Below are 25,231 nucleotides of genomic sequence, written 5' to 3'. Positions count from 1 at the left end.
GATGTGGGGGTTCGAGTCCCCCCCCTCGCACCAACGAGGCGATATCAAAAAAAAGTAAGATGACTGTGCGAAGGTGGCGGAATTGGTAGACGCGCTAGCTTCAGGTGTTAGTGTCCTTAGGATGTGGGGGTTCGAGTCCCCCCCCTCGCACCAATTATCTTATTTTCCTCTCGATTATCTTCCTTGCTTTGTTCATCCCTGATTCCAGTTCATCATCATCAGAACCACACCGGCGATCACTGCTGCGCATGAAGGCAGTAAAACATAATGCCGTAAACGCTTGTGGTACAGCATCAGTGAAGTTAACAGTAATCCTAATACAATCATCGCTTTCCATGCGTGAACTGACAGGTCAGTAAAAGCCAGACCCGCAATGAATATCCCCGGCAGCAGCACACCCCATCCACTGCCCAGCGCACGTTGCAACATGGTTTCACCTATGACATTGATAATGATAACCAATATCATATGATATATTTTCTCATTTGTCAGCGGGGAGGTACTATCAATTATATGAGTTTTACTTAACGATTGATGACATGAATAATTTAAGGTGATAAATTGCTCGCCGGTTAGCTTTTCAACTAAAAACAATAAAGACCCCGGCTAATGATACCTCGTTCGTTATTTGTTTTATTTACCAACACACCTTCGTATATAGCAGATAAATAACAACATTTACCTATGACAGTACAATCCTGGCGAACGCTACGCACCAAAAAATATCAACTCTCTTTACGACTGTTTCTGCTGCTCAACGCAGTCTCCGCACTGTTTACACTCTTTTTTCCACTTTTTGCCGTTAAAGCGTTATCAGAACCGGCGTTGACGATACTCGTGATGAGTACACTGTTGCTGGCATGGCATGGGAAATATGCGGATAAACGAATTAATCTTCCTTTTATTTCACTCGCTTTTGGCTTGTTGTGGGCATTACATATTTCCTTGAAATATAACGCACTAGGTCATAATGATTATTCTTTTCTATTGATAGCGCTGCTCAGCGTACTGTTTATTGGATCAATTGCTTTTGCCAATAATATCATCGCCTTTACCTTCCATTCACTCCCCTCCGTTGCCGTCTGCTTGTGGCTGAACGGCAGCGAACATGGACTGCGCGTGATCTATTTTATGGCGCTGCCGATGGCCGGGATCGCCATTCAGCACGTGATACAAAAGCGCTATGACGGTTTTGCTCAGCAACTGATGTACAAGCTACTGGAAGAACGGGAAACGCTAAACGGTCTCAGTATGCTCGACCCGTTAACCGGGTTGTATAATCGCCGGGGACTGCAACACCGACTCGATACGCTGCTGGCCCTGAGCAACGCGAAGCATTACGTGCTGCTGCTGGATATCGACCATTTCAAAGCCTATAACGACCATTACGGGCATATGATGGGTGACCAGGCGCTGATCCGTGTTTCCGCCGCCATTCGGGATTCCGTACGCTCACGAGATGTGGTGGCACGCTTTGGCGGCGAGGAATTTATGGTTTTACTGACAGCAGTCGATCCGCAGCAGGCACAGGCCGCCGCCGAGCGTATTCGCCAGAAAGTCTACGATCTTAAAATTCCCCACATGTTTAACGAAAACGTGGCCACCAACGTGACCGTCAGCATCGGCATTGCGCCGTTGGTGGATCAGGATATTGATGCCGCAATAAGCAAAGCGGATAAAGCCCTTTACGAAGCCAAAAATCAGGGACGCAATAACACGCTAGTCAGCGATGAACTGCGGATAAACTAACCCCTGCCTACGCTATCCGTGCGCTGCCTCCCGACACCACGACAAAGATCTTGCCATCGCCAGCCCTCGCCTATAGGATTAGCAATCATTATCATTTAGATTAACATCCTTATATAGCTATGGCTTATCGTTCCGCACCGATCGTTGAAATCGTTGAAGATGTCATCTGGCGCAGCCACCTCCCTACGGAGATGCCGTCGCTGGCCGATTCAGTGCGTGCAACCATTGCTCAAACCCGTGAGCACCTACTGGACTTCATTCGTCTTGATGAAACACCGCCACAAGGTGCCATGACGCTGCATGAATGGGCCCAACCCGCCACGCTGCATTCACTCCTGGCAGTTTATTCCGATCATATCTATCGCAATCAGCCCACGTTAACTCGTGAAAACAAACCGCTGATTTCACTCTGGGCACAGTGGTATATCGGCCTGATGATGCCCCCGCTGATGGTGGCGCTGCTGACGCAAAAAGACGCCATTGATGTTGCACCCGAACATATGCACGTCGAGTTTCACGAAACGGGTCGTGCAGCCTGCTTCTGGATAGACGTTCACCCCGACAGGCAGACCACCGCCCGCTCACCACAACAGCGGATGGAAACACTGATTCTTTCTGCACTGACGCCGGTTGTCCGGGCGCTGGAAGCAACGGGAGAGATTAACGGCAAGCTTATCTGGAGCAATACCGGATACTTAATTCACTGGTATTTGACAGAGATGAAGCCGCTGCTGGGTGATGAACTACTGGCAGCGTTGCGCCAGGCCTGCTTCTTTGAGAAACAACTCACCTGTGGCGAGGATAATCCACTCTGGCGCACCGTGGTGCCACGTGACGGGCTGTTAGTCCGCAGAACCTGCTGCCAGCGCTACCGTCTGCCAGACGTCCAGCAATGCGGCGACTGTACGCTGAAATAAGCGAGAATCCTCCCCCTCACCGCTCGTCTTAAACGTCCTGCTGATGTTGCTTTGTTGTAACAATAAAATATTTACAGCCACGCTTCCCCTGTGACAAATTACGCCATGCGGTTTTCTGCCGTGCAGAACTGCGCGTACGCTATCGGGAGAGAAGAATGAGTTTGCAATCAGTACGGCAATTTTTGGCGGAACATGCCCCGGATATTGAAATCATTGAACTGGACCAGAGCACGGCCACCGTCGATCTGGCAGCGAAAGCCCACAATGTCGAACCCGGACAGATCGCTAAAACGCTTTCTCTAAAGGTAAAAAATGACATTATCCTGGTCGTCGCCAAAGGCGATGCCCGTCTGGATAATAAGAAGCTAAAAGGTACGTTTGGCGCGAAAGCCCGCATGCTGAGTAGTGATGAAGTGGTCAACGCAACGGGACATCCGGTTGGTGGCGTCTGCCCTTTTGGACTGGAGACCCCCATTTCAGTCTACTGTGATATCTCCCTGAAGCATTACGCTGAAGTCCTACCCGCAGCTGGAGCCACGCACAGCGCATTGCGTATCACGCCAGACAGAATGGCTGAACTGACTTCTGCTACCTGGGTTGATGTCTGTCAGTAACGAATACCCACCCTGGTGCCGGAGAGTGAATCCGGCACACGCGTAATCGCCCCGTTACGAAACCGCATGGAGAAAAGGCGCTGGCTCCCCGGCACGCAGGTACAGCAGAATATCAGCGGCATCCAGGAGTCCGGCGTCAGAATTCACACCCAGTTTAGACATCACGTTAAATTTATGCGCCCGAATGGTTTTAATGTTCCGTTCAAGCTGAATGGCGATCTGCGGCATCGAGTATCCATTCGACATAAAACGCAGTATTTCGCGCTCAGTAGGGCTTAACATACGGTTTTGGTTAACAAACCAGTGATTTTTTGTCCCTTCAATTCCCCGTTTGGCGCAATTCAAGGCCGCGAGTAGCCCTTCCTGTAATACATCCAATGATGATGCTTTGCTGATGACCCCATCCAGCGGCAGCGGGGAAAGCGAGCTAATTAATCGCACTTCCGCATCATCATCAGCGATCACCACGCGCCGGATACGCGGGTAATTGACCGCCAGTTCCGTCAGGTAGACCAGCCCTGCGCGGCGATCCGCTCTTAACGCTGAAAGTGAAAAAATGACCGCAGAAAAAGACGTTTTTAACATTTCCTGGCTAAAGGTCGGCTGATTAGAAAACTGATAAAGATGGTATGGGCTATCTGGCATGGTATTAAATAAACTCTTAATACCTACACGACTCATTGCGCACTTTTCTACCAGTGCGACATTGCTTTTGTTATTTCTGCTTTCCATTCCGTGGTCTCTCCATAAACTGAAGGTAAGTTCAGCTCTCGTGCTCCTTGAGAACTGTTTATCCATGCATACATTTCTGCATTGCTATGGATTGATAAACGACGCATCGCGCTATTTTTTTGCGCGCTAATTGTTTTATTACTTTTCTTTAGTAACATCGCAATCTGGTTAATTCCCCAACCTTTTCCGAGTAGCCGTAACACTTTTCTTTCAGAAAGGGTGAGCACAATTGACCGAGCGCTGTGATCCTGTAATTCAGGGATAATTGGCGGAGAGAGCAGCACCTTACTGATTCTCTCGGCCCGGGTATTTCCCGGATGAATAACATTCACCAGACTCTCAATGGGTTCCGCATCAGATAAGAGTGAGCTGACAGGACACATGAGCAACTCAACAGCCAGAGGATAAAACAGGCGTGAAACGAGAAAAACCCAGTGGATATCGCGATATTGAGACAGTAAAGAATAGTATTGATCGCAGATTGCACGCGGATTACTACAGTCCCTGGTTAAGTCGGCTATCACCAGGTCAGAGCAGCGCAACTGCAGCAAAGTTAGTTCTTCTACGGAGCGACAATACGTCAGTTCATAATCAGAGAACTGCCCTTGCATCACCCCTTTAAGCCCAGTTTGTATGATTGGTAATTTACTAATGATAATTGCGTTCTTGCAGCGTCCTGGCAACATAAATCCTCCATATTCACCTGTCCGCAATCTTGTTCACCTGAAATTCTTTCATAAATAAAAAAATAAGACAGCAGGTAAAAAGATAGACAGTATGAATTGTTTATCCTTGGTTTTTATTTTAAATATATGAAAAAGTGATGACACTACAATCCTAATAGCATCACACTATAAAACCATCCTGACATAATCACTTAGAGGAACATTAATTGTACAATTAAAATATCTACATTAATTTATTAGCGCTACTTACGTAATTGCTGCACACAGGAATAACCGCACCAGGGAAGTTAACCCTATAGCATAGAAAAGAGAGCCGTACATCGGCAAAACTCACCGCTCTGCCTCTTTTTTCAACACAAAGATTGATCTTAGCCAGAGCCAGCGGGATCATGCTTCATGATAAAAAGAAGACAGTCGTTATCCAGAGTGCATCTTTTCAGTCAGAGCGAGCCATGCAAACAGAGCAGTCGTCACAGCGAACGGTTACACGGTTATGTATACAATGCGGACTATTTTTATTGCAACACGGAGCGGAAAGCGCGCTGGTTGACGAACTCTCTACCCGCCTCGGCCTGGCGCTTGGTATGGATAGCGTAGAAAGCGCCATCTCCTCTAACGCTATCGTCCTGACCACCATTAAAGACGGACAATGCCTGACATCGACCCGAAAAAATCAGGATCGCGGCATCAATATGCACGTCGTAACCGAAGTTCAGCACATCGTCATTTTGGCCGAGCATAAGCTGCTGGACGGCAAAGGCGTGGAGAAACGCTTTAGTCAGATTAAACCGCTGCGCTACCCTCGATGGCTGGTTTCATTGATGGTCGGCCTGTCCTGCGCCTGCTTTTGTAAGTTGAACAATGGCGGATGGGATGGGGCGGTTATTACCTTTTTTGCCAGCATGATTGCCATGTATATCCGCCAGATTCTGGCCTCCCGGCATTTGCATCCGCAAATTAACTTTTGCGTCACCGCTTTTGTCGCCACCACCATTTCCGGTCTGCTGCTGACGTTGCCGACGTTTAATCACACGCCGACGGTTGCCATGGCGGCCAGCGTGCTGCTGCTGGTTCCAGGTTTCCCATTGATTAACGCGGTCGCAGATATGTTTAAAGGGCACATAAATACCGGGCTGGCGCGCTGGGCCATTGCCAGCCTGCTCACGCTAGCAACCTGCGTTGGTGTAGTGATGTCGATGACTCTGTGGGGGTTACGCGGATGGGTGTAATTGATTTCATTTTTGCCCTGCTGCAGGACATGATCCTGTCTGCAATTCCGGCTGTCGGATTCGCCATGGTCTTTAACGTACCGCATCGGGCGCTCCCCTGGTGTGCCCTGCTCGGCGCGCTTGGGCACGGTTCACGCATGGTGATGATGGCCGCGGGGCTCAATATCGAATGGTCAACCTTTATGGCATCATTACTGATTGGCTGCATCGGGATCCAATGGTCACGCTGGTATCTGGCGCACCCGAAAGTCTTTACCGTCGCGGCAGTAATCCCCATGTTTCCGGGGATCTCTGCATACACAGCGATGATCTCTGCGGTAAAAATCGGTCATTTCGGTTACAGCGAAGAGCTGATGATTACCCTGCTGACTAACTTCCTGAAAGCCTCGTCCATCGTGGGGGCTCTGTCCATCGGGCTTTCCGTACCGGGATTATGGCTGTATCGCAAACGCCCGCGCGTGTGACGGTGCACCTGCTTAATACCATAGCGGATGGGGAATCACCCTCATCCTGCTGCTCTCCTTCTTCTCTGTGTTACTATAAAAGCAGTCCCCTTCTCGGTTGTTGTTCAGTATTGAGAAACATTATGCCCTGTAAAATTTTGACTCCGGACGTCGTCGGTATTGACGCCTTATTACACGATCACCAGGCCGTGCTGGCAAAGTCAGCAGGTGGCGCAGTGGCCGTTTTCGCCAATAATGCGCCCGCGTTTTATGCCGTAACCCCTGCGCGTCTGGCCGAACTACTGGCGCTCGAAGAGAAGCTGTCACGTCCGGGAAGCGATATCACGTTGGATGCGCAATTTTACGAAGAGCCGCAAGCGGCACCTGTTGCCGTACCGATGGGGAAATTTCCGATGTACGCTGACTGGCAGCCCGATGCTGACTTTCAGCGACAGGCCGCGCTATGGGGCATCGCGCTCAGAGAACCGGTCACCGCCGAAGAGCTGGCCGCGTTTGTGGCCTACTGGCAGGCAGAGGGCAAGATCTTTCACCATGTTCAGTGGCAGCAAAAACTCGCGCGTAGCGTACAAATTGGCCGGGCCAGCAATGGCGGAATGCCCAAACGTGATGTTAACAGTGTCAGCGAACCTGACAGTCATATTCCACCGGGTTTTAGAGGATAACGATGAAAAACGTTGGCGACCTGATGAAACGTCTGCAAAAAATGATGCCGCCCAATGTCGAGCCCGCATTCAAAACGGGCGAGGAACTGCTGGCGTGGCAAAAAGAACAAGGTGAAATTCATGCCGCGGCGCTAGCGCGCGAGAACCGGGCCATGAAAATGCAGCGCACGTTTAACCGCTCCGGTATCCGTCCGCTGCACCAGAACTGCTCGTTTGAGAACTATCGGGTCGAGTGCGAAGGACAAATGAATGCCCTGAGCAAAGCCCGTCAGTACGTCGAAGAGTTTGATGGCAATATCGCCAGCTTTATCTTCTCCGGCAAACCTGGCACCGGAAAAAACCATTTGGCTGCCGCCATCTGCAACGAACTGCTGCTGCGCGGCAAGTCAGTGCTGATCATTACCGTGGCAGACATTATGTCTGCAATGAAAGAGACGTTCAGCAATCGTGAAACCAGCGAAGAACAGCTGCTCAACGATCTCAGCAACGTAGATCTGCTGGTGATCGACGAGATCGGCATGCAGACCGAATCGCGCTATGAAAAAGTGATCATCAACCAGATCGTCGATCGCCGCTCTTCCTCCAAGCGACCGACCGGCATGCTGACAAACAGCAATATAGATGAAATGAACAAACTGCTGGGTGAGCGCGTGATGGATCGTATGCGGCTCGGCAATAGCCTGTGGGTGATTTTTAACTGGGAAAGTTATCGCAGCCGAGTGACAGGCAAAGAGTATTGAGACCATTCCTAACATCAGCAGCGCTATACTGCGCTGAAAAGGCATAACACGAGTTACCTATAATGAGAATGATGAAAGCAACAAAACGATTTCTGTGCTGTGCGGTTGCCGCCAGCACGCTGATCGCCACCAGCGTTTTCGCCGCCTCCTGGCAGGATTCACTCTCCAGCGCGGCTGGCGAACTGAGTAAGCAAACCTCTGGCGCTCAGAGCAGCAACTCACTTTCTTCCCTGACCAGCCTGCTCGGCAGTAATCAGTCGCTCACGTCCAGCAGTATGAACAATGCAGCCGGGATTCTGGAATATTGTGCGAAACAGAAACTGGCTTCGGTCACCGATACCGAAAACGTCAAAAATCAGGTGCTGGATAAACTAGGCCTGGGCGCAACGGAGCAGAAAAAAGACACCAACTATCTGGACGGCATTCAGGGCATGCTCAATGCCAAAGATGGTCAACAGCTTAATCTGGATACGATTGGTAACAGCTCGCTGGCAAAGCAAGTCAAAACCAAGGCCTGCGATCTGGTGTTAAAACAGGGTATGAACTTCATTTCCTGATGCACAAATGCCGCGCACGGTTTTTCACAACCTGCGCGGTATCAATTTATGTCCCGCAAACATTCCTCAAAATAATCAGTAATACCCTTCAACACCCTGCATATCTAAACCAATTCTGAATAACAACGTAATTAAATGTCACTACAATTGCAGCAATGTAACAACGCTATTACATTGTACTTTCCAGAAATGATTAGCCTGCCAGGTATTTACCCGGCTTACTGAGGATCGTCCGTTGTCTGAATTATTCTCCATCACTCTGTTTCTCGCGTCGGTGTTGATTTACGCCTGGAAAGCGGGTCGCAACACCTGGTGGTTTGCCGCCACGTTAACGGTGCTGGGGATTTTTATTGTCCTGAATATCACGCTGTATGCCAGCGACTATTTCACCGGCGACGGCATCAACGACGCAGTGCTGTACACGTTGACCAACAGTCTGACCGGCGCGGGCCTTGGCAAATATGTTCTGCCCGGCATTGGGATTGCACTGGCGCTGGCCACCGTGTTTGGCGCGCTGGGTTGGGTGCTTCGCCGTCGTCGCCACCATCCTCATCACGTGGGTTACAGCCTGCTGGCTCTGCTGCTGGCGCTGGCGTCGGTGGATGCCAGCCCGGCGTTTCATCAGATAACCGAACTGGTGAAATCCCAGTCGCGCGATGGCGACCCGGACTTTGCGGCGTATTACAAAGAGCCGTCAAAAACCATTCCCAACCCGAAGCTGAACCTGGTATATATCTACGGCGAAAGCCTGGAGCGCACCTATTTTAACAATGATGCATTCCCGGATCTGACCCCGGAGCTCGGGGCATTAAAAAACGAAGGGATGGATTTCAGCAATACTATGCAGCTGCCGGGAACGGATTACACCATCGCCGGCATGGTCGCTTCACAGTGCGGCATTCCGCTGTTTGCCCCATTTGAAGGTAACGCCTCGGCATCAGTTTCCAGCTTCTTCCCAAACAATATTTGCCTGGGCGACATCCTGAAGAACTCCGGCTATCAAAACGTCTTTGTACAGGGCGCAAATCTGCGCTTTGCCGGGAAAGACGTGTTCCTGAAATCCCATGGTTTTGATCATCTGTACGGCGCAGAAGAGTTAAAAGGCGTAGTAGCGGACCCGGCCTATCGTAATGACTGGGGCTTTTACGACGATACCGTCCTTGATGAAGCGTGGAAAAAATTCGAAGAGCTTTCACAGTCTGGTCAACGTTTTTCACTGTTTACCCTGACGGTCGATACTCATCACCCGGATGGATTTATTTCGCGCACCTGCAACCGCAAACGCTATGACATCGATGGCAAAGCCAATCAGTCATTTAGCGCAGTCAGCTGTAGTCAGGAAAACATTGCCGCGTTTATTAATAAGATCAAAGCGTCACCGTGGTTTAAAGATACCGTTATTGTAGTGTCCTCCGATCATCTGGCGATGAACAACACCGCCTGGAAATACCTGAACAAGCAGGATCGTAACAACCTGTTCTTCGTGCTACGCGGCGACAAGCCGCAGCAGGATACGCTGGCGGTGAAACGCAACACGATGGATAACGGCGCGACCGTCCTGGATATTCTCGGCGGCGATAACTTTATCGGTCTAGGACGCAGTAGCTTGTCGAGCGAGTCGGTGTCAGAAGTATTCCTGAACATCAAAGAGAAAATGCTGGCCTGGAAGCCCGATATTATTCGCCTGTGGAATTTCCCCAAAGAGATGAAAACATTCACCGTCGACACGGACAAAAGCATGATCGCGTTCTCCGGCAGTCACTTCCGCCTGCCGCTGCTGCTGCGCGTGTCGGAGCAACGCGTTGAGCCACTGCCGGAAAGTGAATACTCTGCCCCGCTGCGCTTCCAGCTGGCGGATTTCGCACCGCGCGATAACTTTGTCTGGATAGACCGCTGCTACAAAATGGCCCAGCTGTGGGCACCGGAACTGGCGCTCTCCACCGACTGGTGTGTATCACAAGGGCAACTGGGCGGGCAGCAAATTGTACAACACGTCGATAAAGCCAAATGGCAAGGTAAAACCGCGTTTAAAGACACGGTGATCGACATGGAGCGCTACAAAGGTAACGTCGATACGCTGAAAATTGTTGATAACGATATTCGCTACAAGGCCGACAGCTTCGTCTTTAACGTGGCCGGCGCGCCAGAAGAGGTGAAACAATTTAGCGGGATTTCGCGCCCCGAATCCTGGGGGCGCTGGTCCAACGCGCAGCTGAGTGACGAGGTAAAGATCGAATACAACGCCCCGTTACCGAAGAAATTCGATCTGGTGATCACTGCCAAAGCGTTCGGTGACAACGCCAATCGTCCCATCCCGGTACGCATCGGCAACGAGGAACAAACGCTGGTGTTAAGCCATGACGTCAGCACCACCACGCTGCATTTTGATAACCCAGCAGACGCCGACACGCTGGTCATTATCCCACCCGATCCCGTCGCTACCAACGAGGGCAACATTCTGGGCCACTCTCCGCGTAAGCTGGGGATCGGAATGGTTGAAATCAAAATCGTGGACCTGCAAGGATAAAAAAAACAGCGCCCAACACACCTCCGGGCGCTGCATGGCAACCTTATCAGAAGGTGATCACGCCCTTAATCAGTTCACGGTTGTTGATCACATCCCGCTCGTAGATCTCTGCAAGCGTGGCAAACGCGTAACGGTGAGTCAGCATCATGTCCGCCGTCAGCTTACCTTCCGACATCAGGCGACCGACTTTGGCAAAGTCTTCCGGCGTGGCGTTGCGACTGCCCATCATGGTGGTTTCTTTCTTGTGGAATTCTGGGTCAGAAAACTGCAAATCACCTTTGAACAGCCCAACAAACACAATGCTGCCGCCGTGACGAATCAAATTCACCGTGTTGTTCATTGCATGCTGATTCCCCGTCGCATCAATCACTTTTTGCGCCAGAGAACCGTCAAACTGCGCGCGTAGCTGCGCGTCAAAATCCTCAGCAGAGGGATCGATAACCGGTAATCCTAAGCGGGAGACTACATGCTCCCGCCTGGCGGGGCTGGTATCCGCCACCACCACCTGTGCACCATCGGCTTTGGCAATCGCCGCTGCGCCAAGACCAATCGGCCCCGCTCCCACCACCAGCACCTGCTCGCCAGGCACCACGGCAGCCCGACGCACAGCATGCGCACTGATGGCATACGGTTCGATCAGCGCCGCCGCCTGCGGATCAATGCCCTGCGCATCCAGCAAGTTGGTCTCCGGCACGGACAGGTATTCGCTGAAGCCCCCATCTTGGTGCACGCCAATCACCGAAATCTTCTCGCAGCAGTTGGTGCGCCCGCTCTGGCACGCCGGGCACTGTTGGCACGCAACGTAAGGAATAACCGCAACCTGCTGGCCTATTTCCAGATTTTGTATATTCCGCCCCAGACTGACAACTTCCCCACATATTTCATGGCCTAATACGCGTGGATAGCTGAAAAAAGGTTGATTGCCACCCCATGCATGAATATCGGTCCCACAAATCCCGACAGACTTTATTTTTATTAATGCTTCGCCATTACCCGGAATAGGTATATCACGTTCTTTCCAGACTAATTTTTTGGGTTCCTGGCAAATCAGTGTATTCATCGTAGACATGATTCTGCTCTCCTGTTTTTTTGTTGCCTCAGATATCGATGAAAATAAAAATACTGGCGCAAGCAGAAACATAATCTGTGAAACCCAACGCATAAAAATGTTTTAAATCGGGTTTTAATAGGTAAAAAGGAGACGCCATGAGCCGTTCACAGAATCTACGCCACAATGTGATTAACCAGATAATTGATGATATGGCGCGGGGTCATATTCCTTCCCCACTTCCTTCGCAAAGCGCGCTGGCAGAGATGTACAACATCAGCCGCACCACCGTGCGCCATATGCTGGGCCATTTAGCTGAATGCGGTGTGCTGACTCAGGTGGGTAGCCACTACGTAATCGTACGCAAACCGGATCATGACGACGGTTTTGATTGCACTACGGCCTCCATGGCTGAGCAAAATCGTATTTTTGAACAGGCCTTTTTCACTATGATTAACCAGCGCCAGTTGCGCGCAGGCGAAACGTTCTCCGAGCTGCAGCTTGCCAGAGCAGCGGGCGTCAGCCCGGTCGTTGTGCGGGAATACCTTTTAAAATTCGAACGTTACAACCTGATTAAAAACGAAAAACGCGGTCAGTGGAGCATGAAGCAGTTCGACCAGGCCTATGCCGAACAACTGTTCGAACTGCGCGAAATGCTGGAAACGCATTCTTTGCAACATTTCCTGAATCTGCCCGACAACGACCCGCGCTGGCTACAGGCCAAAACGCTGCTCGAGCGCCACCGGATGCTGCGCGACAGCATTGGCAGTAGCTTTCGTATGTTCTCGCAGTTAGACCGCGAGTTCCACGCCCTGCTGCTTTCCGCTGCTGATAATATCTTTTTCAATCAGTCACTTGAGATAATTTCTGTGATTTTCCACTTCCACTATCAGTGGGACGAAAGCGACCTCAAGCAGCGCAACATCATTGCCATCGATGAGCATATGACCATTCTCAGCGCGCTGATCTGTCGCAGCGACCTGGATGCGATCCTCGCCCTGCGCAACCACCTTGAAACGGCAAAACAGTCAATGCTGCGCTCTATCCAGCAAAACAGCCGAAAAAATTAAAAGCAGATTAAAAACACAAAATTGCAAAATACCCCACAATCTTATTATCAACTCATATTGAGTAATTAACTCCCTTTTACACTCGGGGTGTCTGCTTAACAAATTTTTCTAGTTTATTAGTAAAAGAACATCACAACAGGAGTCAACATGGCGATTACAATCAAGGATATAAGCGTAAAAGATATCCGTTTTCCTACCTCCAGGAACCTAGATGGTTCTGATGCAATGAATGCAATATCCGACTACTCCGCGACTTATGTCACATTAATTACCGACCACACAGAAAATTTAAAAGGGTATGGTCTGACTTTTACTATTGGTCGCGGCAACGATTTATGTGTAAGCGCAGTAAAATCTTTAGCCGAACTCTTTGTTATTGGCCGTACGCTGGAAGACATTACGGCTAACTTTGGCCAATTCTGGCATGAACTTGTTTCTGGTGATTGTCAGTTACGCTGGGTTGGCCCAGAAAAAGGTGTTATTCATCTGGCTACCGCAGCAATTATTAACGCATTGTGGGATCTCTGGGCGCGTTCGCAGAATAAAACTGTATGGAAAATGCTGGTCGACATGTCGCCGGAAGAACTGGTTCGCTGCATTGACTTTACCTACATTCAGGATGTTCTGACGCCTGAAGAAGCCATCACATTATTGCGTAGAGTTGAAACAGGTAAAGCGCAGCGTGAAAGAGAAATGTTGGAAACAGGCTTCCCTGGTTACACGACGGCCGCAGGCTGGCTGGGATATTCAGAAGAAAAAATGCGTCAGCTTGCCCGTCAGGCCGTGGCAGACGGCTGGACGCATCTGAAGCAAAAAGTCGGTGCCGATCTCGAGCAGGACATTCGCCGAGCGACGATCCTGCGCGAAGAGCTGGGTTGGGAACGCAAACTGATGATGGATGCCAACCAAATATGGGGCGTTGATGAAGCTATTACGGCGATGCGCAAACTCGCTAAGTTTGACCCGCTCTGGATCGAAGAGCCCACCAGCCCTGACGATATTCTCGGTCACGCGGCAATAAAAGCGCGAATTGGCGACATTGGCATTGCCACTGGTGAACATGCCCATAACCGGGTAATGTTTAAACAATTCTTCCAGTCAGGCGCAATGGATTTTTGCCAGTTAGACCCTGCCCGTTTGGGCGGTTTAAACGAAGTGCTGGCTGTCGTACTCATGGCGGCGAAGTTTGGCGTCCCGGTATGCCCACATGGCGGTGGCGTCGGTCTGTGTCAGTATTCATTGAATATTGTTCTATTTGACTATATCGCCGTATCCGCATCACTGGAAAACAGAGTGTTAGAATATGTTGATCACTTACACGAGAATTTCGAAGAGCCGCTGGTGATAAAACGTGGACGATATTATCCACTGCTGCAACCAGGCTATGGTGTGAAAATGAAACCAGAAACGCTAACACGTTATTCATGGCCCGATGGCCAGGAATGGTTAAGTTAACATGTAGACTAAACAGGTATTTCATCAAATACCTGTTTAAAGGTTCTTCCATAATATTGTCTACTCGCTTTCATCATTTTCATGATGAGAGATGACAGTAGCTCTCCACCATTTGATTGGAAGCATATTTATGAGTCAAAGTGATAATGAAAAGATTGTCAATTCGGCGGTTAAAAAGTCAATTATACGGCTTTTACCCTTTTTGGCACTCATGTATGTCATGGCTTATCTGGATCGCGCCAACATTGGTTTTGCAAAAGAGGCATTCCAGGTTGATACGGGGCTGAGTAATGCAGCATATGCGTTTGGTGCCGGGGTCTTTTTTATTGGGTATGCACTATTTGAAGTTCCTAGCAATATATTTTTATATAAAGTGGGGGCGCGCTTATGGCTTTCCCGCATCATGGTAACGTGGGGGCTTATTTCAGCTGCGATGATGTTTGCCCATGATGAGAAAACATTTATTATTTTGCGCTTTCTTCTCGGTGCCTCTGAAGCCGGATTTATGCCCGGCGTAATGTTATATCTGACGTTCTGGTTCCCACTTAACACCAGAGCAAAAGTGGCTGGTTATTTTTGGTTTGGGCCGCCGATCGCGTTTATTCTCGGAGGGCCGGTATCTGGTGGATTATTAACTATCCATGATTTATGGGGATTACATAACTGGCAATTAATGTTCCTAGTTGAAGGATTACTCGCCGCACTTGTTGGGGTAGTCGCATTTTTTTATCTTGATGATAAGCCATCAGATAAACGCTGCACATTCCTGACCGCGGAAGAAAAGCGGGCGCTTAGCGCCATTATGGAAATGGAAGAGCATACAAAAACCAACCATGGCCCACAGGGGATCCTGAAAGCACTATGCGATCCCAGAGTGCTGTATCTGTGTCTGATCTGCTTTACCATTCAGGTTGGTTCTTACGGTATTGCTTTCTTCCTGCCTTCTCAGGTCGCGGCATTATCAGGGCAAGGCGTTGGCTTCATCGTTGGGGTTTTATCCGGTATTCCGTGGTTATGCGCACTTTTCGCTGCGTGGTATATTCCGCATCTTTCCACAAAGCTGAAAGAACGCCGCTGGATAAGTACGATTACACTGCTCTTCGGTGGACTGGGTGTTGCGTTATCTGGAATGCTTGCAGGTTCGCCATTCTGGGCTTTTATCGCACTTTGCATTGGCTGCGCAGGCTTACTGGCTGTCCAGCCTATTTACTGGACGTTCCCAACCAGCTATCTCGGTGGCGCCGCAGCGGCATCGGGTATCGCGCTCATTAACTCGCTAGGCAATCTTGGCGGATTCGTTGCCCCCAACATTCGCGTATGGGCTGAGAATGCGTTTGATTCGAATATTGCCGGGCTTTACCTGCTGGGTGGCATTGCGATTATCGGCTCTATTATGCTGGCCGGGATATTCCGCATTGGTATACGGCGTGATTTGGACAGCCCTGCGCCAGAAAAGAGCCACGCTACGAACTCTTCAGGCTCTGCAACGACGGCAACATCCGCTTCCGTCGACTGATACACTACTGTTGCTCATCGCATAAAAAGCGCCCTCAAATTGAGGGCGCAATTATTTAGAACGTTTCCCAGTTCTCACCCGCATCCGTCGCCACGGCTTTACGCGGCTGGGTGGTTGTCGATGCCGGTTTTACGGCAGCAACATCACGCGGACGCTTTTGATCGTGCTGAATACGGAACACGGCAACGGCCTGGGTCAAACGGCTGGCTTGTTCTTCCAGCGCCGCCGCGGCGGCAGCGGACTCTTCCACCAGCGAGGCGTTCTGTTGGGTTACACGATCCATCTCGGCAACGGCCAGACCGACCTGATCGATACCACGGCTTTGCTCGTCAGACGCGGAGGCGATTTCCCCCATGATATCGGTCACGCGGGTCACCGCATTGACGATCTCATCCATGGTTTCACCGGCGCTTTCAACCAGCGTTGAACCGACATCCACGCGGCTGACCGAGTCTTCAATCAGGCTCTTGATCTCGCGCGCGGCCTGCGCACTGCGCTGGGCCAGGTTACGGACTTCACCGGCGACCACCGCAAATCCACGGCCCTGCTCACCTGCGCGTGCCGCTTCTACTGCGGCGTTCAACGCCAGAATGTTAGTCTGGAAGGCAATGCCGTCGATCACGCTAATAATGTCGGCAATTTTCTGTGAACTGGAGGCGATGTCACGCATAGTCTGCACCACATTGTCCACCACTTTGCCGCCTTTCTGCGCCGTTTCAGAGGCACTCAGCGCCAGATGGCTGGCCTGACGGGCGTTTTCGGCGTTCTGCTTCACGGTTGCCGTCAACTCTTCCATGCTGGCCGCGGTTTCTTCTAGCGAAGCCGCCTGCTGCTCAGTACGTGACGAGAGATCGTTATTGCCCATCGCAATCTCGCTGGCACCGCTGTAAATGGCGTTAGCACCGTTACGCACATCACCCACGGTGCTCATCAACTCACTCTGCATGTGGCGCAGGCTCTCGGCCAGTTGCCCAATCTCGTTGGAGCCTTCCACGTCGATGCGCTTCACCAGGTCACCGCTGGCAATATGACGAATGCTGTCAATCAGGCGGTTCATCGGGGCGATCAGCGAGAACTTAATGCCAAACCAGACGGCGATAATGGCCGCCAGCACGGTAATCAGCACGCAAGCCAGCACCCACATCGCCTGGCTGTAAGAGCTGTTGTTATCTTCAACCGCAATGTCATACAGACGATCGTTCTGCTGCATGTAGTTCATATACTGCTTCTCAAAGCCATCCTGATAGCTTTGTGTCGGCTGATCAAAGAACGCATTGATCTTGCCGTCGCCCAGCAACTGGATCAGCTCTGCCAGCGCACCGTGGTAGATGTCATAGGTACGATTGATCTCCTGGAACGCGGCTTCGCTTTGACGCGGATCGCGCGGCAGCGATTCATAGGTTGCCCAGTTTTTCTCGGTCATTTTCAGCGCAGTGCTCGCCACCTGCATCAGCTCCGCCACGGTGGCGCCGCTGCCGATATTGCTCTGATCCATCATGTAGCGGATCCCTGCCCTGTTCAGGGTATTTCGCGTTTGCAGCAGTTCAACCCAGGTCGCATTCAGCGCAGACTGCTGCTGGCGAATGGTTTGCAGAACGGTAAAGTTCTCCTTGTCATTCTTCAGTGAATTAAAGAACAACCCGCCCGAGGCCAGTTGTAAAAGGCCAAACAGCGCCAATACCAGCAGTAAGCTGGTAACAATCTTCATTCGTTTTAACATGTTTTCTCTTTCCGCTAGACAGATGTCAGAATTTTCGGCCTGAAAAGAGAAAACTTTACGGAATTCGTGCTTCCTGAATCGATCGCAGCATCGACGAATCGGCGATACCGCCTTCCGTAAGGGCTCTAAAGGAGTTTTTTAGTGATCTCAATCACATAATCATCCGCATTTACCGCTCCCCGGAACCGCTCACTGACACTTGGGACCGCTTAAGCTGACATATAACCACTCACATATTTACCTTACTTTACGCGCGTAATTCTCTGGCAAGATCCTCCCAACATAGCAGTCAACTTATCTCCTCAAACACACACTCAAACTCACGCGGCTTCGGCCAATTATTAATTAGATACCAGGTTTTACTATGGATACGAAAAAGATATTCAAGCACATACCCTGGGTGATTCTCGGAATCATCGGTGCATTTTGCCTCTCGGTAGTGGCATTACGTCGGGGTGAACACATCAGCGCCCTGTGGATCGTGGTCGCCTCTGTCTCTGTTTATCTGGTGGCCTATCGTTACTACAGTCTGTACATCGCCCAGAAAGTGATGAAACTTGACCCCACGCGTGCCACGCCGGCGGTCATCAACAACGACGGTCTGAACTACGTCCCAACCAACCGTAACGTCCTGTTCGGTCACCACTTTGCTGCTATCGCCGGGGCAGGTCCGCTGGTTGGACCGGTACTGGCCGCGCAAATGGGCTACCTGCCGGGTACGCTGTGGTTGCTGGCGGGCGTGGTGCTGGCCGGTGCAGTGCAGGACTTCATGGTGCTGTTTATCTCTTCTCGTCGTAACGGCGCGTCTCTCGGTGAGATGATCAAAGAAGAGATGGGCCCGGTACCGGGAACCATCGCGCTGTTCGGCTGCTTCTTAATCATGATCATCATCCTGGCAGTGCTGGCGCTGATCGTGGTGAAAGCGCTGGCGGAAAGCCCGTGGGGTGTGTTCACCGTCTGCTCAACCGTACCGATCGCGCTGTTCATGGGGATCTACATGCGCTTCCTGCGCCCGGGACGTGTGGGCGAAGTGTCGGTGATTGGTATTGTTCTATTGGTTGCCTCCATTTACTTCGGCGGCGTGATTGCCCACGACCCGTACTGGGGCCCGGCACTGACCTTTAAAGACACCACCATTACCTTTACGCTTATCGGCTACGCGTTTATCTCTGCGCTGCTGCCGGTATGGCTGATCCTCGCCCCGCGCGACTATCTGGCCACCTTCCTGAAAATCGGCGTTATCGTTGGTCTGGCTGTCGGTATCGTTATCCTGAACCCAGAGCTGAAAATGCCGGCGATGACCCAGTACGTTGACGGTACCGGTCCGCTGTGGAAAGGGGCACTGTTCCCGTTCCTGTTCATCACCATCGCCTGTGGCGCGGTGTCTGGCTTCCACGCGCTGATCGCCTCCGGTACCACACCGAAGCTGCTGGCCTGTGAAACCGACGCGCGTTTCATTGGTTATGGCGCGATGCTGATGGAATCCTTCGTCGCAATTATGGCGCTGGTTGCTGCTTCCATCATCGAACCGGGTCTGTACTTCGCGATGAACACCCCGCCTGCGGGCCTTGGCATCACCATGCCAAACCTGCATGAAATGGGTGGCGAGAACGCGCCGCTGATTATGGCGCAGCTGAAAGACGTGACCGCGCAGGCAGCGGCGACCGTCAGCTCCTGGGGCTTCGTGATTTCGCCTGAGCAGATCCTGCAAACCGCGAAAGACATTGGTGAACCGTCCGTTCTGAACCGCGCCGGTGGCGCACCGACGCTGGCTGTCGGTATCGCGCACGTGTTCCACAAAGTGCTGCCGATGGCTGACATGGGCTTCTGGTACCACTTCGGTATTCTGTTTGAAGCGCTGTTCATCCTGACCGCACTGGATGCCGGTACCCGTTCTGGCCGCTTTATGCTGCAAGATTTGCTGGGTAACTTCGTCCCGTTCCTGAAGAAAACCGACTCCCTGGTTGCCGGTGTTGTGGGTACTGCGGGCTGCGTAGGCCTGTGGGGCTACCTGCTGTATCAAGGCGTGGTTGACCCGCTGGGCGGCGTGAAGAGCCTGTGGCCGCTGTTCGGTATCTCTAACCAGATGCTGGCCGCCGTGGCGCTGGTTCTCGGCACCGTGGTACTGGTTAAAATGCAGCGCACCAAATACATCTGGGTCACCGTGGTTCCGGCCGTATGGCTGCTGATCTGCACCACCTGGGCGCTGGGTCTGAAACTGTTCAGCACCAACCCGCAGATGGAAGGCTTCTTCTTCATGGCAAGTCAGTACAAAGAGAAGATTGCTAACGGCGGTGAACTGACCGCGCAGCAGATTGCCAACATGAACCATATCGTCATCAACAACTACACCAACGCAGGCCTGAGTATTCTGTTCCTGGTGGTGGTGTACAGCATCATTTTCTACGGGTTCCGTACCTGGCAGAAAGCCCGCGCCATCAACGGCCGCTCTGATAAAGAGACGCCGTATGTACCGGTGCCGGAAGGCGGCGTGAAGACCTCTTCACACCACTAACCTGATGCCGGGAGGCGCGCAGCGATCCCGGCCTACAGAATGCAGTTAACGTAGGCCGGATAAGGCGCAAGCCGCCATCCGGCTTTATTCATTAACAGGACGGCAGAATGTTTGGTACTTTAGGTCAGGCAAAAAAGTATCTCGGTCAGGCGGCAAAAATGCTGATTGGTATTCCGGACTACGACAACTACGTCGAGCATATGAAGACCAACCATCCCGATAAGCCGTACATGACCTACGAAGAATTCTTCCGCGAGCGCCAGGAAGCCCGCTACGGTAGCGGCGGAAGCAGTTGCTGTTAGAAGGAGAAATGAATGACCCCGATTGCAGTCACCCTACTCACCGGTTTTCTCGGCGCGGGTAAAACCACCCTGCTACGCCATATTCTCAACGAGCAGCACGGTTACAAAATTGCCGTTATCGAAAACGAATTCGGCGAAGTCTCGGTGGACGATCAGCTAATTGGCGACCGCGCCACGCAGATCAAAACCCTGACCAACGGCTGCATCTGCTGCACCCGTTCCAGTGAACTGGAAGACGCCTTGTTAGACCTGCTCGACAACCTCGACAAGGGGGCGATCGATTTTGACCGTCTGGTGATTGAGTGCACCGGCATGGCCGATCCCGGCCCGATTATTCAGACCTTTTTCTCCCATGAAGTGATTTGCGAACGCTACCTGCTGGACGGCGTGATCGCGCTGGTTGACGCGGTGCACGCCGACGAACAGATGAACCAGTTCACCATCGCCCAGTCGCAGGTTGGCTACGCCGACCGCATCCTGCTGACCAAAACCGACGTAGCGGGTGAAAGCGAGAAACTGCGTGAGCGCCTGGCGCGCATCAACGTCCGCGCCCCGGTGTATACCGTCACTCATGGCGACATCGACCTCGCGCAGCTGTTCGACACCAACGGTTTTATGCTGGAAGAGAACGTGGTCAGCGCCAAACCGCGCTTCCACTTTATCGCCGACAAACAAAACGATATCTCCTCGATCGTCGTCGAACTGGATTACCCGGTGAATATCAGCGACGTGTCCAGGGTGATGGAAAACCTGCTGCTGGAATCTGCCGAGAAACTATTGCGTTACAAAGGCATGTTGTGGATCGAAGGCGAACCCAACCGCCTGCTGTTCCAGGGCGTTCAGCGCCTGTACAGCGCCGACTGGGACCGCCCGTGGGGCGACGAACAGCCGCACAGCCAGCTGGTGTTTATCGGCATTAATTTACCGGAAGACGAGATTCGGGCGGCATTTGCGGGCTTGAAGAAGTAATCCCCTGCTGAATTGCCCGGTGGCGCTACGCTTACCGGGCCTACAAAGCCTTCTCCCGTAGACCGGATAAGGCGCAGCCGCCATCCGGCACTCACAACCTCGGTATAGGGCTATTTCTTGTTTTGCTCTCTCAGCATAGCCTCGCGCAAAATAGCATTTAGCCGCGTCTGGTAACCCTTCCCGGGGCGCTTTAACCACTCCATCACATCGGCATCAATGCGCACCGATGCCTGAGTTTTCAACGGACGGAAAAACGTACCGCGATTAGCCTCTGACCACTGCTCATCTTCGGTCACCGGAATGTCGCTGTAATCAATATCCTCATCCGGTTTATTCGCCAGCGCCTTCAGTTCCGCCTCATGCTGAGCACTCAGCGCGGATGCGCTGCCGCGTTTATGTTTAATCATGCTCATAACGATTCCTCTCTTTACGATCTGCCTTTCTGGCACTGATGATACGAATGACTTCAAAGCCACTTTCAAACCTAACGCTATGGGCAACCAGAATAACCACAATGCCATGAACAAGACCGATGGTCTGCCACCGGTACTCACCGTTCTCATAACGATCCTGTCTGGACAAATGCCGGGGATCGTCGAAAACGAGTACCGCGTCCTCAAAGCGAACACCATGTTTACGGTGGTTACTTTGTGCCTTGTTTGCATCCCACTCAAACTCCATTGGCATGTATTTTATCCCTAATTGTATATACAAAAATGTATCTACAATTATCTTACGATTATACCTGGATTGTTGGAAATAGCTTCACAACTTGACGATCAGGGATTAAATTTTGTAGGCCGGATAAGGCGGTTACGCCGCCATCCGGCACTGACAGCCTCTGTCGATGAAAGAACAATTACTCCACCTGATCGCGTCGCAGCCCGACATCCTTTAGCCGCTCATCGCTCATCTGTTGCAATACGCGCCGCGTTTGCGCCCGCAGATGCCAGCGTTTAATCGCCCTCCAGACCTGCACCAAACCAATAAATGGCTGCTTTGCTCTGTTCTCATGAAATTCCATACCCGCCTCCCCGTCTTATCTGAGACGTTATCTTCGCGGATCCAGGGGGATACAATACAGATTCACAAAGTACTTTTATTTAACATACAGATTGGTTAAAAAGGATCCTGAATCACCTTTTTCACGCCAGTCTGTACGGGTTTTTTGATCTGTATGGTACCCATGAGGGATACAGCATGACGCGTTACCAATATCTGGCCAGTCTGCTGGCCGAACGCATTGAGCAGGGGTTGTATCGCCATGGCGAAAAGCTGCCGTCGGTGCGTAGCCTGAGTCAGGAACATGGGGTCAGCATCAGCACCGTACAGCAGGCATATCAGATGCTGGAACAGCGACAGCTGATCACCCCGCAGCCGCGCTCTGGCTATTTTGTCGCCCCGCGTAAAGCACAGCCGCCGGTGCCGCCAATGTCGCGTCCGGTACAGCGTCCGGTGGAGATAACCCAGTGGGATCAGGTGCTGGACATGCTGGCAGGTCACGCAGACACATCAATCGTCCCTTTCAGCAGCGGCGTTCCCGATATTAATCAACCCAGCCTGAAACCGCTGTGGCGCGAGTTAAGCCGCGTGGCGCAGCATAATCTGCGCGCGGTGCTGGGTTACGACGAGCTGCCCGGCTGTCGGGAACTGCGCCAACAGATAGCCCGGCTGATGCTGGACGGCGGTTCGGTGGTCAGTGCGGACGATATCGTAGTCACCAGCGGCAGCCAGAGTGGAATGTCACTGGCGCTGCTGACGGTCTGCCAGCGCGGCGATATCGTCGCCGTGGAATCCCCCGCCTATTACGGCACCATGCAGCTGCTACGCGGTCTTGGCATCAAAGTGATTGAGATCCCGACCGATCCGGATACCGGGATCAGTATTGAAGCCCTGGAGCTGGCGCTGGATCAGTGGCCGATTAAAGGGGTGCTGCTGGTCCCCAACTGCAATAATCCCCTCGGATTTATTATGCCGGATGCGCGCAAGCGGGCGGTACTCACCCTCGCCCAGCGTCACGACATTGTGATTTTCGAAGATGATGTGTATGGCGAACTGGCTACAGAGTATCCGCGCCCGCGCACGATCCACTCCTGGGATAGCGACGGTCGAGTGCTGCTGTGCAGCTCATTTACCAAATCCGTGGCGCCGGGTCTGCGCGTGGGTTGGGTGGTTCCGGGTCGCTATTATGACAAACTGCTGCACATGAAATACGCCGTCATCGGCACCAGCGTTCCCGCCACGCAGCTGGCGGCGGCAACCTTTGTGCGCGAGGGTCATTATCATCGCCATGTCCGGCGCATGCGCCAGATTTACCAACGCAATATGGAAATCTACACCTGCTGGGTACGGGAATACTTCCCCTGTGGGATCTGCGTCACCCGACCAAAAGGCGGCTTTATGCTGTGGGTCGAATTGCCACCACAGGTCGACATGGTCTGCGTCGCCAAACAGCTCTGCCGCCTGAAAATCCAGGTCGCGCCAGGTTCGCTGTTCTCGGCGTCAGGAAAGTATCGCAACTGCGTACGCATCAACTGCGCACTGCCACCAGACGAAAAGCACCGGGAAGTGATGCAGAAACTCGGAGAGACGGTGATGGTGGCGATAGAGTAAATCGGCACACCCGGCTTCGCCTCTATCTAATGGCTTAAACCCTGGATATCCTCAGCGGACAGTCGGGTAATTTTTTGTATCGTGTTGATATCGATACCGTCGGTCAACATGGTGCGGGCAATACGCAATGCTTCATCACGCCGCCCCTCCATCAGCCCTTCCTGTTTACCTTCCTGTTTACCTTCCTGTTTGCCTTCCTGCCATCCTTTTTTAAATCCCGCCTCATGCAATCTGTCCGCGATCGTCATCAAATGCTCCTTATGTTGCGGTGAACGTTCGGCAATCGCACTGATAAACGTATTGAAGCGAGGTGCATCACCGGTTCGCAAAATATAATTAAACAGCGTCTTGAGCTGGCTGTCATTAGTGGACCCGGTAACTAACAGAGAAACAATGTTCTCGACCAATCCCATAAGATCGCGCTGACGGATATGTTTTTGTATTAATTCCAGCAGCGCCATACGGCGATGCTGCACAATCTCATCGTCCGGAATAACTGTAATATCGACCAGCGGAAACGCTGCGGCATAAAGCCGACGAGCCAATGTTGGATTGGCAAATTCATCCAGCCAGCACAGTGACCAGGGATACGGACTTTTAGCGCCGTGATAAAACAGCATCGGCACCACCAGCGGTAATTGCGGGTGTCCGGCATCTAAATGTTTTTGCATGGCCGCTATCGCATAGCGCATCAACCTGAACGCCATATGCGCATCCGGTGTACTCTGATGTTCAATCACTACGTAAATATATCCATCCCCTTCCGTCGTTTTCAGCGACCACAGCACATCGGAGTAATACGCGCGTAAATCCCCCTCAATAAAACTGTCAGACTCGAGCTTTAGTGTCTGCAGATCACATATTTCGCGTAACGCATCAGGGAGATGAATCTGTAGAAAATCCCGGGCAGTCTCCGGATGACGTAAAAATGTTTTAAAGACCGCATCATGCGGGGTTGAGGTCGGTGTTTTTTTCATGGAGATCCATCGTCCGAGGAAAAAGATGGCGCGACTATAACGGCTAAATTTATGACTCTCATTCAACACGTTTTATGTCTGCGAGGCACTATCCACAGTAAATACCGCCCTCTGCAAGGCAGACATTTTCTCAGAACTGTAGTGGCATAGTGAATTTGGCCACCTGAAT

The 25,231-nt window shown here is 51.7% G+C and carries 25 protein-coding genes and 1 tRNA gene; 17 read left to right on the top strand and 9 right to left on the bottom strand.

The features are described from left to right. Positions 1-67 precede the first annotated feature (67 nt). Positions 68-153: transfer RNA gene (locus FDX01_RS02330), tRNA-Leu, on the top strand. A 39-nt stretch (positions 154-192) separates the two neighbouring features. Here the strand turns inward: FDX01_RS02330 and FDX01_RS02325 are convergent. Continuing rightward, complete coding sequence (locus tag FDX01_RS02325; protein WP_223240169.1) at positions 193-429, bottom strand: DUF1435 domain-containing protein; 237 nt, start codon at positions 427-429, stop codon at positions 193-195. A gap of 255 nt (positions 430-684) precedes the next feature. On the opposite strand from FDX01_RS02325, the gene FDX01_RS02320 reads away from it, so the two are divergent. From FDX01_RS02320 to FDX01_RS02310, 3 genes are all read left to right on the top strand, one after another. Beyond that, positions 685-1,749 (top strand): diguanylate cyclase, encoded by a 1,065-nt coding sequence (locus tag FDX01_RS02320; protein WP_115259532.1) that lies wholly within the window; start codon positions 685-687, stop codon positions 1,747-1,749. Between the two features lie 119 nt (positions 1,750-1,868). Next, on the top strand, positions 1,869-2,666 hold the full coding sequence (fhuF, locus tag FDX01_RS02315; RefSeq protein ID WP_137399158.1) for a siderophore-iron reductase FhuF: 798 nt from the start codon (positions 1,869-1,871) through the stop codon (positions 2,664-2,666). A 155-nt stretch (positions 2,667-2,821) separates the two neighbouring features. Then, positions 2,822-3,280 carry a YbaK/EbsC family protein gene (locus FDX01_RS02310; protein ID WP_137399157.1) on the top strand — a complete coding sequence of 153 codons (459 nt, stop codon included), beginning with the start codon at positions 2,822-2,824 and terminating at the stop codon, positions 3,278-3,280. Positions 3,281-3,334: 54 nt separating this feature from the next. Here FDX01_RS02310 and bglJ read toward each other — a convergent pair whose 3' ends face one another. Both bglJ and FDX01_RS02300 read right to left on the bottom strand, forming a co-directional pair. Next, a complete protein-coding gene (gene bglJ, locus FDX01_RS02305; RefSeq protein WP_117342362.1) occupies positions 3,335-4,012 on the bottom strand; it encodes a DNA-binding transcriptional activator BglJ in 678 nt (225 codons plus the stop codon). Next, complete coding sequence (locus FDX01_RS02300; RefSeq protein WP_137399156.1) at positions 3,973-4,698, bottom strand: LuxR C-terminal-related transcriptional regulator; 726 nt, start codon at positions 4,696-4,698, stop codon at positions 3,973-3,975. Before FDX01_RS02300 ends, bglJ begins: the two co-directional genes overlap by 40 nt. 452 nt (positions 4,699-5,150) lie before the next feature. Here FDX01_RS02300 and FDX01_RS02295 point away from each other — a divergent pair, with 452 nt between their 5' ends. The 6 genes from FDX01_RS02295 (at position 5,151) to opgB (ending at position 10,877) form a co-directional block, all read left to right on the top strand. Beyond that, entirely contained in the window at positions 5,151-5,927 is a 777-nt protein-coding gene (locus FDX01_RS02295; protein ID WP_138140550.1) for a threonine/serine exporter ThrE family protein, read from the top strand. After that, positions 5,918-6,391 (top strand): threonine/serine exporter, encoded by a 474-nt coding sequence (locus FDX01_RS02290; RefSeq protein WP_137399155.1) that lies wholly within the window; start codon positions 5,918-5,920, stop codon positions 6,389-6,391. Before FDX01_RS02295 ends, FDX01_RS02290 begins: the two co-directional genes overlap by 10 nt. 122 nt (positions 6,392-6,513) lie before the next feature. Then, positions 6,514-7,053 (top strand): primosomal protein DnaT, encoded by a 540-nt coding sequence (gene dnaT, locus FDX01_RS02285; RefSeq protein ID WP_096758422.1) that lies wholly within the window; start codon positions 6,514-6,516, stop codon positions 7,051-7,053. Positions 7,054-7,055: 2 nt separating this feature from the next. After that, the gene (gene dnaC, locus FDX01_RS02280; protein WP_096758423.1) at positions 7,056-7,793 is read left to right on the top strand and encodes a DNA replication protein DnaC; all 738 of its coding nucleotides are present in this window, start codon (positions 7,056-7,058) and stop codon (positions 7,791-7,793) included. 68 nt (positions 7,794-7,861) lie between these two features. Next, on the top strand, positions 7,862-8,350 hold the full coding sequence (locus FDX01_RS02275) for a DUF2501 domain-containing protein (protein WP_137399184.1): 489 nt from the start codon (positions 7,862-7,864) through the stop codon (positions 8,348-8,350). Positions 8,351-8,585: 235 nt separating this feature from the next. Then, positions 8,586-10,877, top strand: coding sequence for a phosphatidylglycerol--membrane-oligosaccharide glycerophosphotransferase (opgB, locus tag FDX01_RS02270; RefSeq protein WP_137399154.1), 2,292 nt, complete (start codon positions 8,586-8,588; stop codon positions 10,875-10,877). Between the two features lie 46 nt (positions 10,878-10,923). Here opgB and FDX01_RS02265 read toward each other — a convergent pair whose 3' ends face one another. Then, positions 10,924-11,946 carry a zinc-binding alcohol dehydrogenase family protein gene (locus tag FDX01_RS02265; RefSeq protein WP_096758426.1) on the bottom strand — a complete coding sequence of 341 codons (1,023 nt, stop codon included), beginning with the start codon at positions 11,944-11,946 and terminating at the stop codon, positions 10,924-10,926. Positions 11,947-12,083: 137 nt separating this feature from the next. Here FDX01_RS02265 and FDX01_RS02260 point away from each other — a divergent pair, with 137 nt between their 5' ends. The 3 genes from FDX01_RS02260 (at position 12,084) to FDX01_RS02250 (ending at position 15,966) form a co-directional block, all read left to right on the top strand. Then, positions 12,084-12,995, top strand: coding sequence for a GntR family transcriptional regulator (locus FDX01_RS02260; protein WP_137399153.1), 912 nt, complete (start codon positions 12,084-12,086; stop codon positions 12,993-12,995). 147 nt (positions 12,996-13,142) lie between these two features. Next, positions 13,143-14,450 (top strand): enolase C-terminal domain-like protein, encoded by a 1,308-nt coding sequence (locus tag FDX01_RS02255; RefSeq protein ID WP_137399152.1) that lies wholly within the window; start codon positions 13,143-13,145, stop codon positions 14,448-14,450. A gap of 130 nt (positions 14,451-14,580) precedes the next feature. Beyond that, positions 14,581-15,966 (top strand): MFS transporter, encoded by a 1,386-nt coding sequence (locus FDX01_RS02250; RefSeq protein WP_137399151.1) that lies wholly within the window; start codon positions 14,581-14,583, stop codon positions 15,964-15,966. A 55-nt stretch (positions 15,967-16,021) separates the two neighbouring features. Here FDX01_RS02250 and tsr read toward each other — a convergent pair whose 3' ends face one another. After that, positions 16,022-17,686, bottom strand: a complete 1,665-nt coding sequence (gene tsr, locus FDX01_RS02245; protein WP_115259543.1) for a methyl-accepting chemotaxis protein — start codon at positions 17,684-17,686, stop codon at positions 16,022-16,024. A gap of 364 nt (positions 17,687-18,050) precedes the next feature. Between tsr and btsT the strand changes: the two genes are divergently transcribed. The 3 genes from btsT (at position 18,051) to yjiA (ending at position 21,472) form a co-directional block, all read left to right on the top strand. Further along, complete coding sequence (gene btsT / locus FDX01_RS02240) at positions 18,051-20,201, top strand: pyruvate/proton symporter BtsT (protein ID WP_135912629.1); 2,151 nt, start codon at positions 18,051-18,053, stop codon at positions 20,199-20,201. A gap of 107 nt (positions 20,202-20,308) precedes the next feature. Further along, a complete protein-coding gene (locus FDX01_RS02235; protein ID WP_003830038.1) occupies positions 20,309-20,503 on the top strand; it encodes a YbdD/YjiX family protein in 195 nt (64 codons plus the stop codon). Positions 20,504-20,515: 12 nt separating this feature from the next. Beyond that, a complete protein-coding gene (gene yjiA, locus FDX01_RS02230) occupies positions 20,516-21,472 on the top strand; it encodes a GTPase (RefSeq protein WP_137399150.1) in 957 nt (318 codons plus the stop codon). A gap of 110 nt (positions 21,473-21,582) precedes the next feature. Here yjiA and FDX01_RS02220 read toward each other — a convergent pair whose 3' ends face one another. The 3 genes from FDX01_RS02220 to FDX01_RS02210 all read right to left on the bottom strand — a co-directional run bounded on the left by FDX01_RS02220 (position 21,583) and on the right by FDX01_RS02210 (position 22,496). After that, entirely contained in the window at positions 21,583-21,885 is a 303-nt protein-coding gene (locus tag FDX01_RS02220) for a BrnA antitoxin family protein (protein WP_137399149.1), read from the bottom strand. Beyond that, positions 21,872-22,159, bottom strand: coding sequence for a BrnT family toxin (locus FDX01_RS02215; RefSeq protein WP_117342369.1), 288 nt, complete (start codon positions 22,157-22,159; stop codon positions 21,872-21,874). Before FDX01_RS02215 ends, FDX01_RS02220 begins: the two co-directional genes overlap by 14 nt. Before the next feature lie 172 nt (positions 22,160-22,331). Then, positions 22,332-22,496 carry a DUF1127 domain-containing protein gene (locus FDX01_RS02210; RefSeq protein WP_117342370.1) on the bottom strand — a complete coding sequence of 55 codons (165 nt, stop codon included), beginning with the start codon at positions 22,494-22,496 and terminating at the stop codon, positions 22,332-22,334. Between the two features lie 176 nt (positions 22,497-22,672). Between FDX01_RS02210 and FDX01_RS02205 the strand changes: the two genes are divergently transcribed. Next, positions 22,673-24,085 (top strand): PLP-dependent aminotransferase family protein, encoded by a 1,413-nt coding sequence (locus FDX01_RS02205; RefSeq protein WP_137399148.1) that lies wholly within the window; start codon positions 22,673-22,675, stop codon positions 24,083-24,085. A 26-nt stretch (positions 24,086-24,111) separates the two neighbouring features. On the opposite strand, the gene FDX01_RS02200 is transcribed toward FDX01_RS02205, so the two are convergent. Next, the gene (locus tag FDX01_RS02200) at positions 24,112-25,062 is read right to left on the bottom strand and encodes an Rpn family recombination-promoting nuclease/putative transposase (protein ID WP_117342372.1); all 951 of its coding nucleotides are present in this window, start codon (positions 25,060-25,062) and stop codon (positions 24,112-24,114) included. Between the last annotated feature and the right edge of the window lie 169 nt (positions 25,063-25,231).

Source organism: Citrobacter sp. wls613, from assembly GCF_005281195.1.
In the GTDB taxonomy this organism is placed as follows: Bacteria; Pseudomonadota; Gammaproteobacteria; order Enterobacterales; family Enterobacteriaceae; genus Citrobacter; species Citrobacter gillenii.
Note: the sequence above shows the minus strand (reverse complement) of the source record. Positions and strands in the feature narration are given on the sequence as shown.

Bases quoted from the DNA above. Each gene is read 5' to 3' on its own strand.
- FDX01_RS02325 (WP_223240169.1), bottom strand. From the start codon at position 429: ATGTTGCAACGTGCGCTGGGCAGTGGATGGGGTGTGCTGCTGCCGGGG.
- FDX01_RS02320 (WP_115259532.1), top strand. From the start codon at position 685: ATGACAGTACAATCCTGGCGAACGCTACGCACCAAAAAATATCAACTC.
- fhuF (WP_137399158.1), top strand. From the start codon at position 1,869: ATGGCTTATCGTTCCGCACCGATCGTTGAAATCGTTGAAGATGTCATC.
- FDX01_RS02310 (WP_137399157.1), top strand. From the start codon at position 2,822: ATGAGTTTGCAATCAGTACGGCAATTTTTGGCGGAACATGCCCCGGAT.
- bglJ (WP_117342362.1), bottom strand. From the start codon at position 4,012: ATGGAAAGCAGAAATAACAAAAGCAATGTCGCACTGGTAGAAAAGTGC.
- FDX01_RS02300 (WP_137399156.1), bottom strand. From the start codon at position 4,698: ATGTTGCCAGGACGCTGCAAGAACGCAATTATCATTAGTAAATTACCA.
- FDX01_RS02295 (WP_138140550.1), top strand. From the start codon at position 5,151: ATGCAAACAGAGCAGTCGTCACAGCGAACGGTTACACGGTTATGTATA.
- FDX01_RS02290 (WP_137399155.1), top strand. From the start codon at position 5,918: ATGGGTGTAATTGATTTCATTTTTGCCCTGCTGCAGGACATGATCCTG.
- dnaT (WP_096758422.1), top strand. From the start codon at position 6,514: ATGCCCTGTAAAATTTTGACTCCGGACGTCGTCGGTATTGACGCCTTA.
- dnaC (WP_096758423.1), top strand. From the start codon at position 7,056: ATGAAAAACGTTGGCGACCTGATGAAACGTCTGCAAAAAATGATGCCG.
- FDX01_RS02275 (WP_137399184.1), top strand. From the start codon at position 7,862: ATGATGAAAGCAACAAAACGATTTCTGTGCTGTGCGGTTGCCGCCAGC.
- FDX01_RS02265 (WP_096758426.1), bottom strand. From the start codon at position 11,946: ATGTCTACGATGAATACACTGATTTGCCAGGAACCCAAAAAATTAGTC.
- FDX01_RS02260 (WP_137399153.1), top strand. From the start codon at position 12,084: ATGAGCCGTTCACAGAATCTACGCCACAATGTGATTAACCAGATAATT.
- FDX01_RS02255 (WP_137399152.1), top strand. From the start codon at position 13,143: ATGGCGATTACAATCAAGGATATAAGCGTAAAAGATATCCGTTTTCCT.
- FDX01_RS02250 (WP_137399151.1), top strand. From the start codon at position 14,581: ATGAGTCAAAGTGATAATGAAAAGATTGTCAATTCGGCGGTTAAAAAG.
- tsr (WP_115259543.1), bottom strand. From the start codon at position 17,686: ATGTTAAAACGAATGAAGATTGTTACCAGCTTACTGCTGGTATTGGCG.
- btsT (WP_135912629.1), top strand. From the start codon at position 18,051: ATGGATACGAAAAAGATATTCAAGCACATACCCTGGGTGATTCTCGGA.
- FDX01_RS02235 (WP_003830038.1), top strand. From the start codon at position 20,309: ATGTTTGGTACTTTAGGTCAGGCAAAAAAGTATCTCGGTCAGGCGGCA.
- yjiA (WP_137399150.1), top strand. From the start codon at position 20,516: ATGACCCCGATTGCAGTCACCCTACTCACCGGTTTTCTCGGCGCGGGT.
- FDX01_RS02220 (WP_137399149.1), bottom strand. From the start codon at position 21,885: ATGAGCATGATTAAACATAAACGCGGCAGCGCATCCGCGCTGAGTGCT.
- FDX01_RS02215 (WP_117342369.1), bottom strand. From the start codon at position 22,159: ATGCCAATGGAGTTTGAGTGGGATGCAAACAAGGCACAAAGTAACCAC.
- FDX01_RS02210 (WP_117342370.1), bottom strand. From the start codon at position 22,496: ATGGAATTTCATGAGAACAGAGCAAAGCAGCCATTTATTGGTTTGGTG.
- FDX01_RS02205 (WP_137399148.1), top strand. From the start codon at position 22,673: ATGACGCGTTACCAATATCTGGCCAGTCTGCTGGCCGAACGCATTGAG.
- FDX01_RS02200 (WP_117342372.1), bottom strand. From the start codon at position 25,062: ATGAAAAAAACACCGACCTCAACCCCGCATGATGCGGTCTTTAAAACA.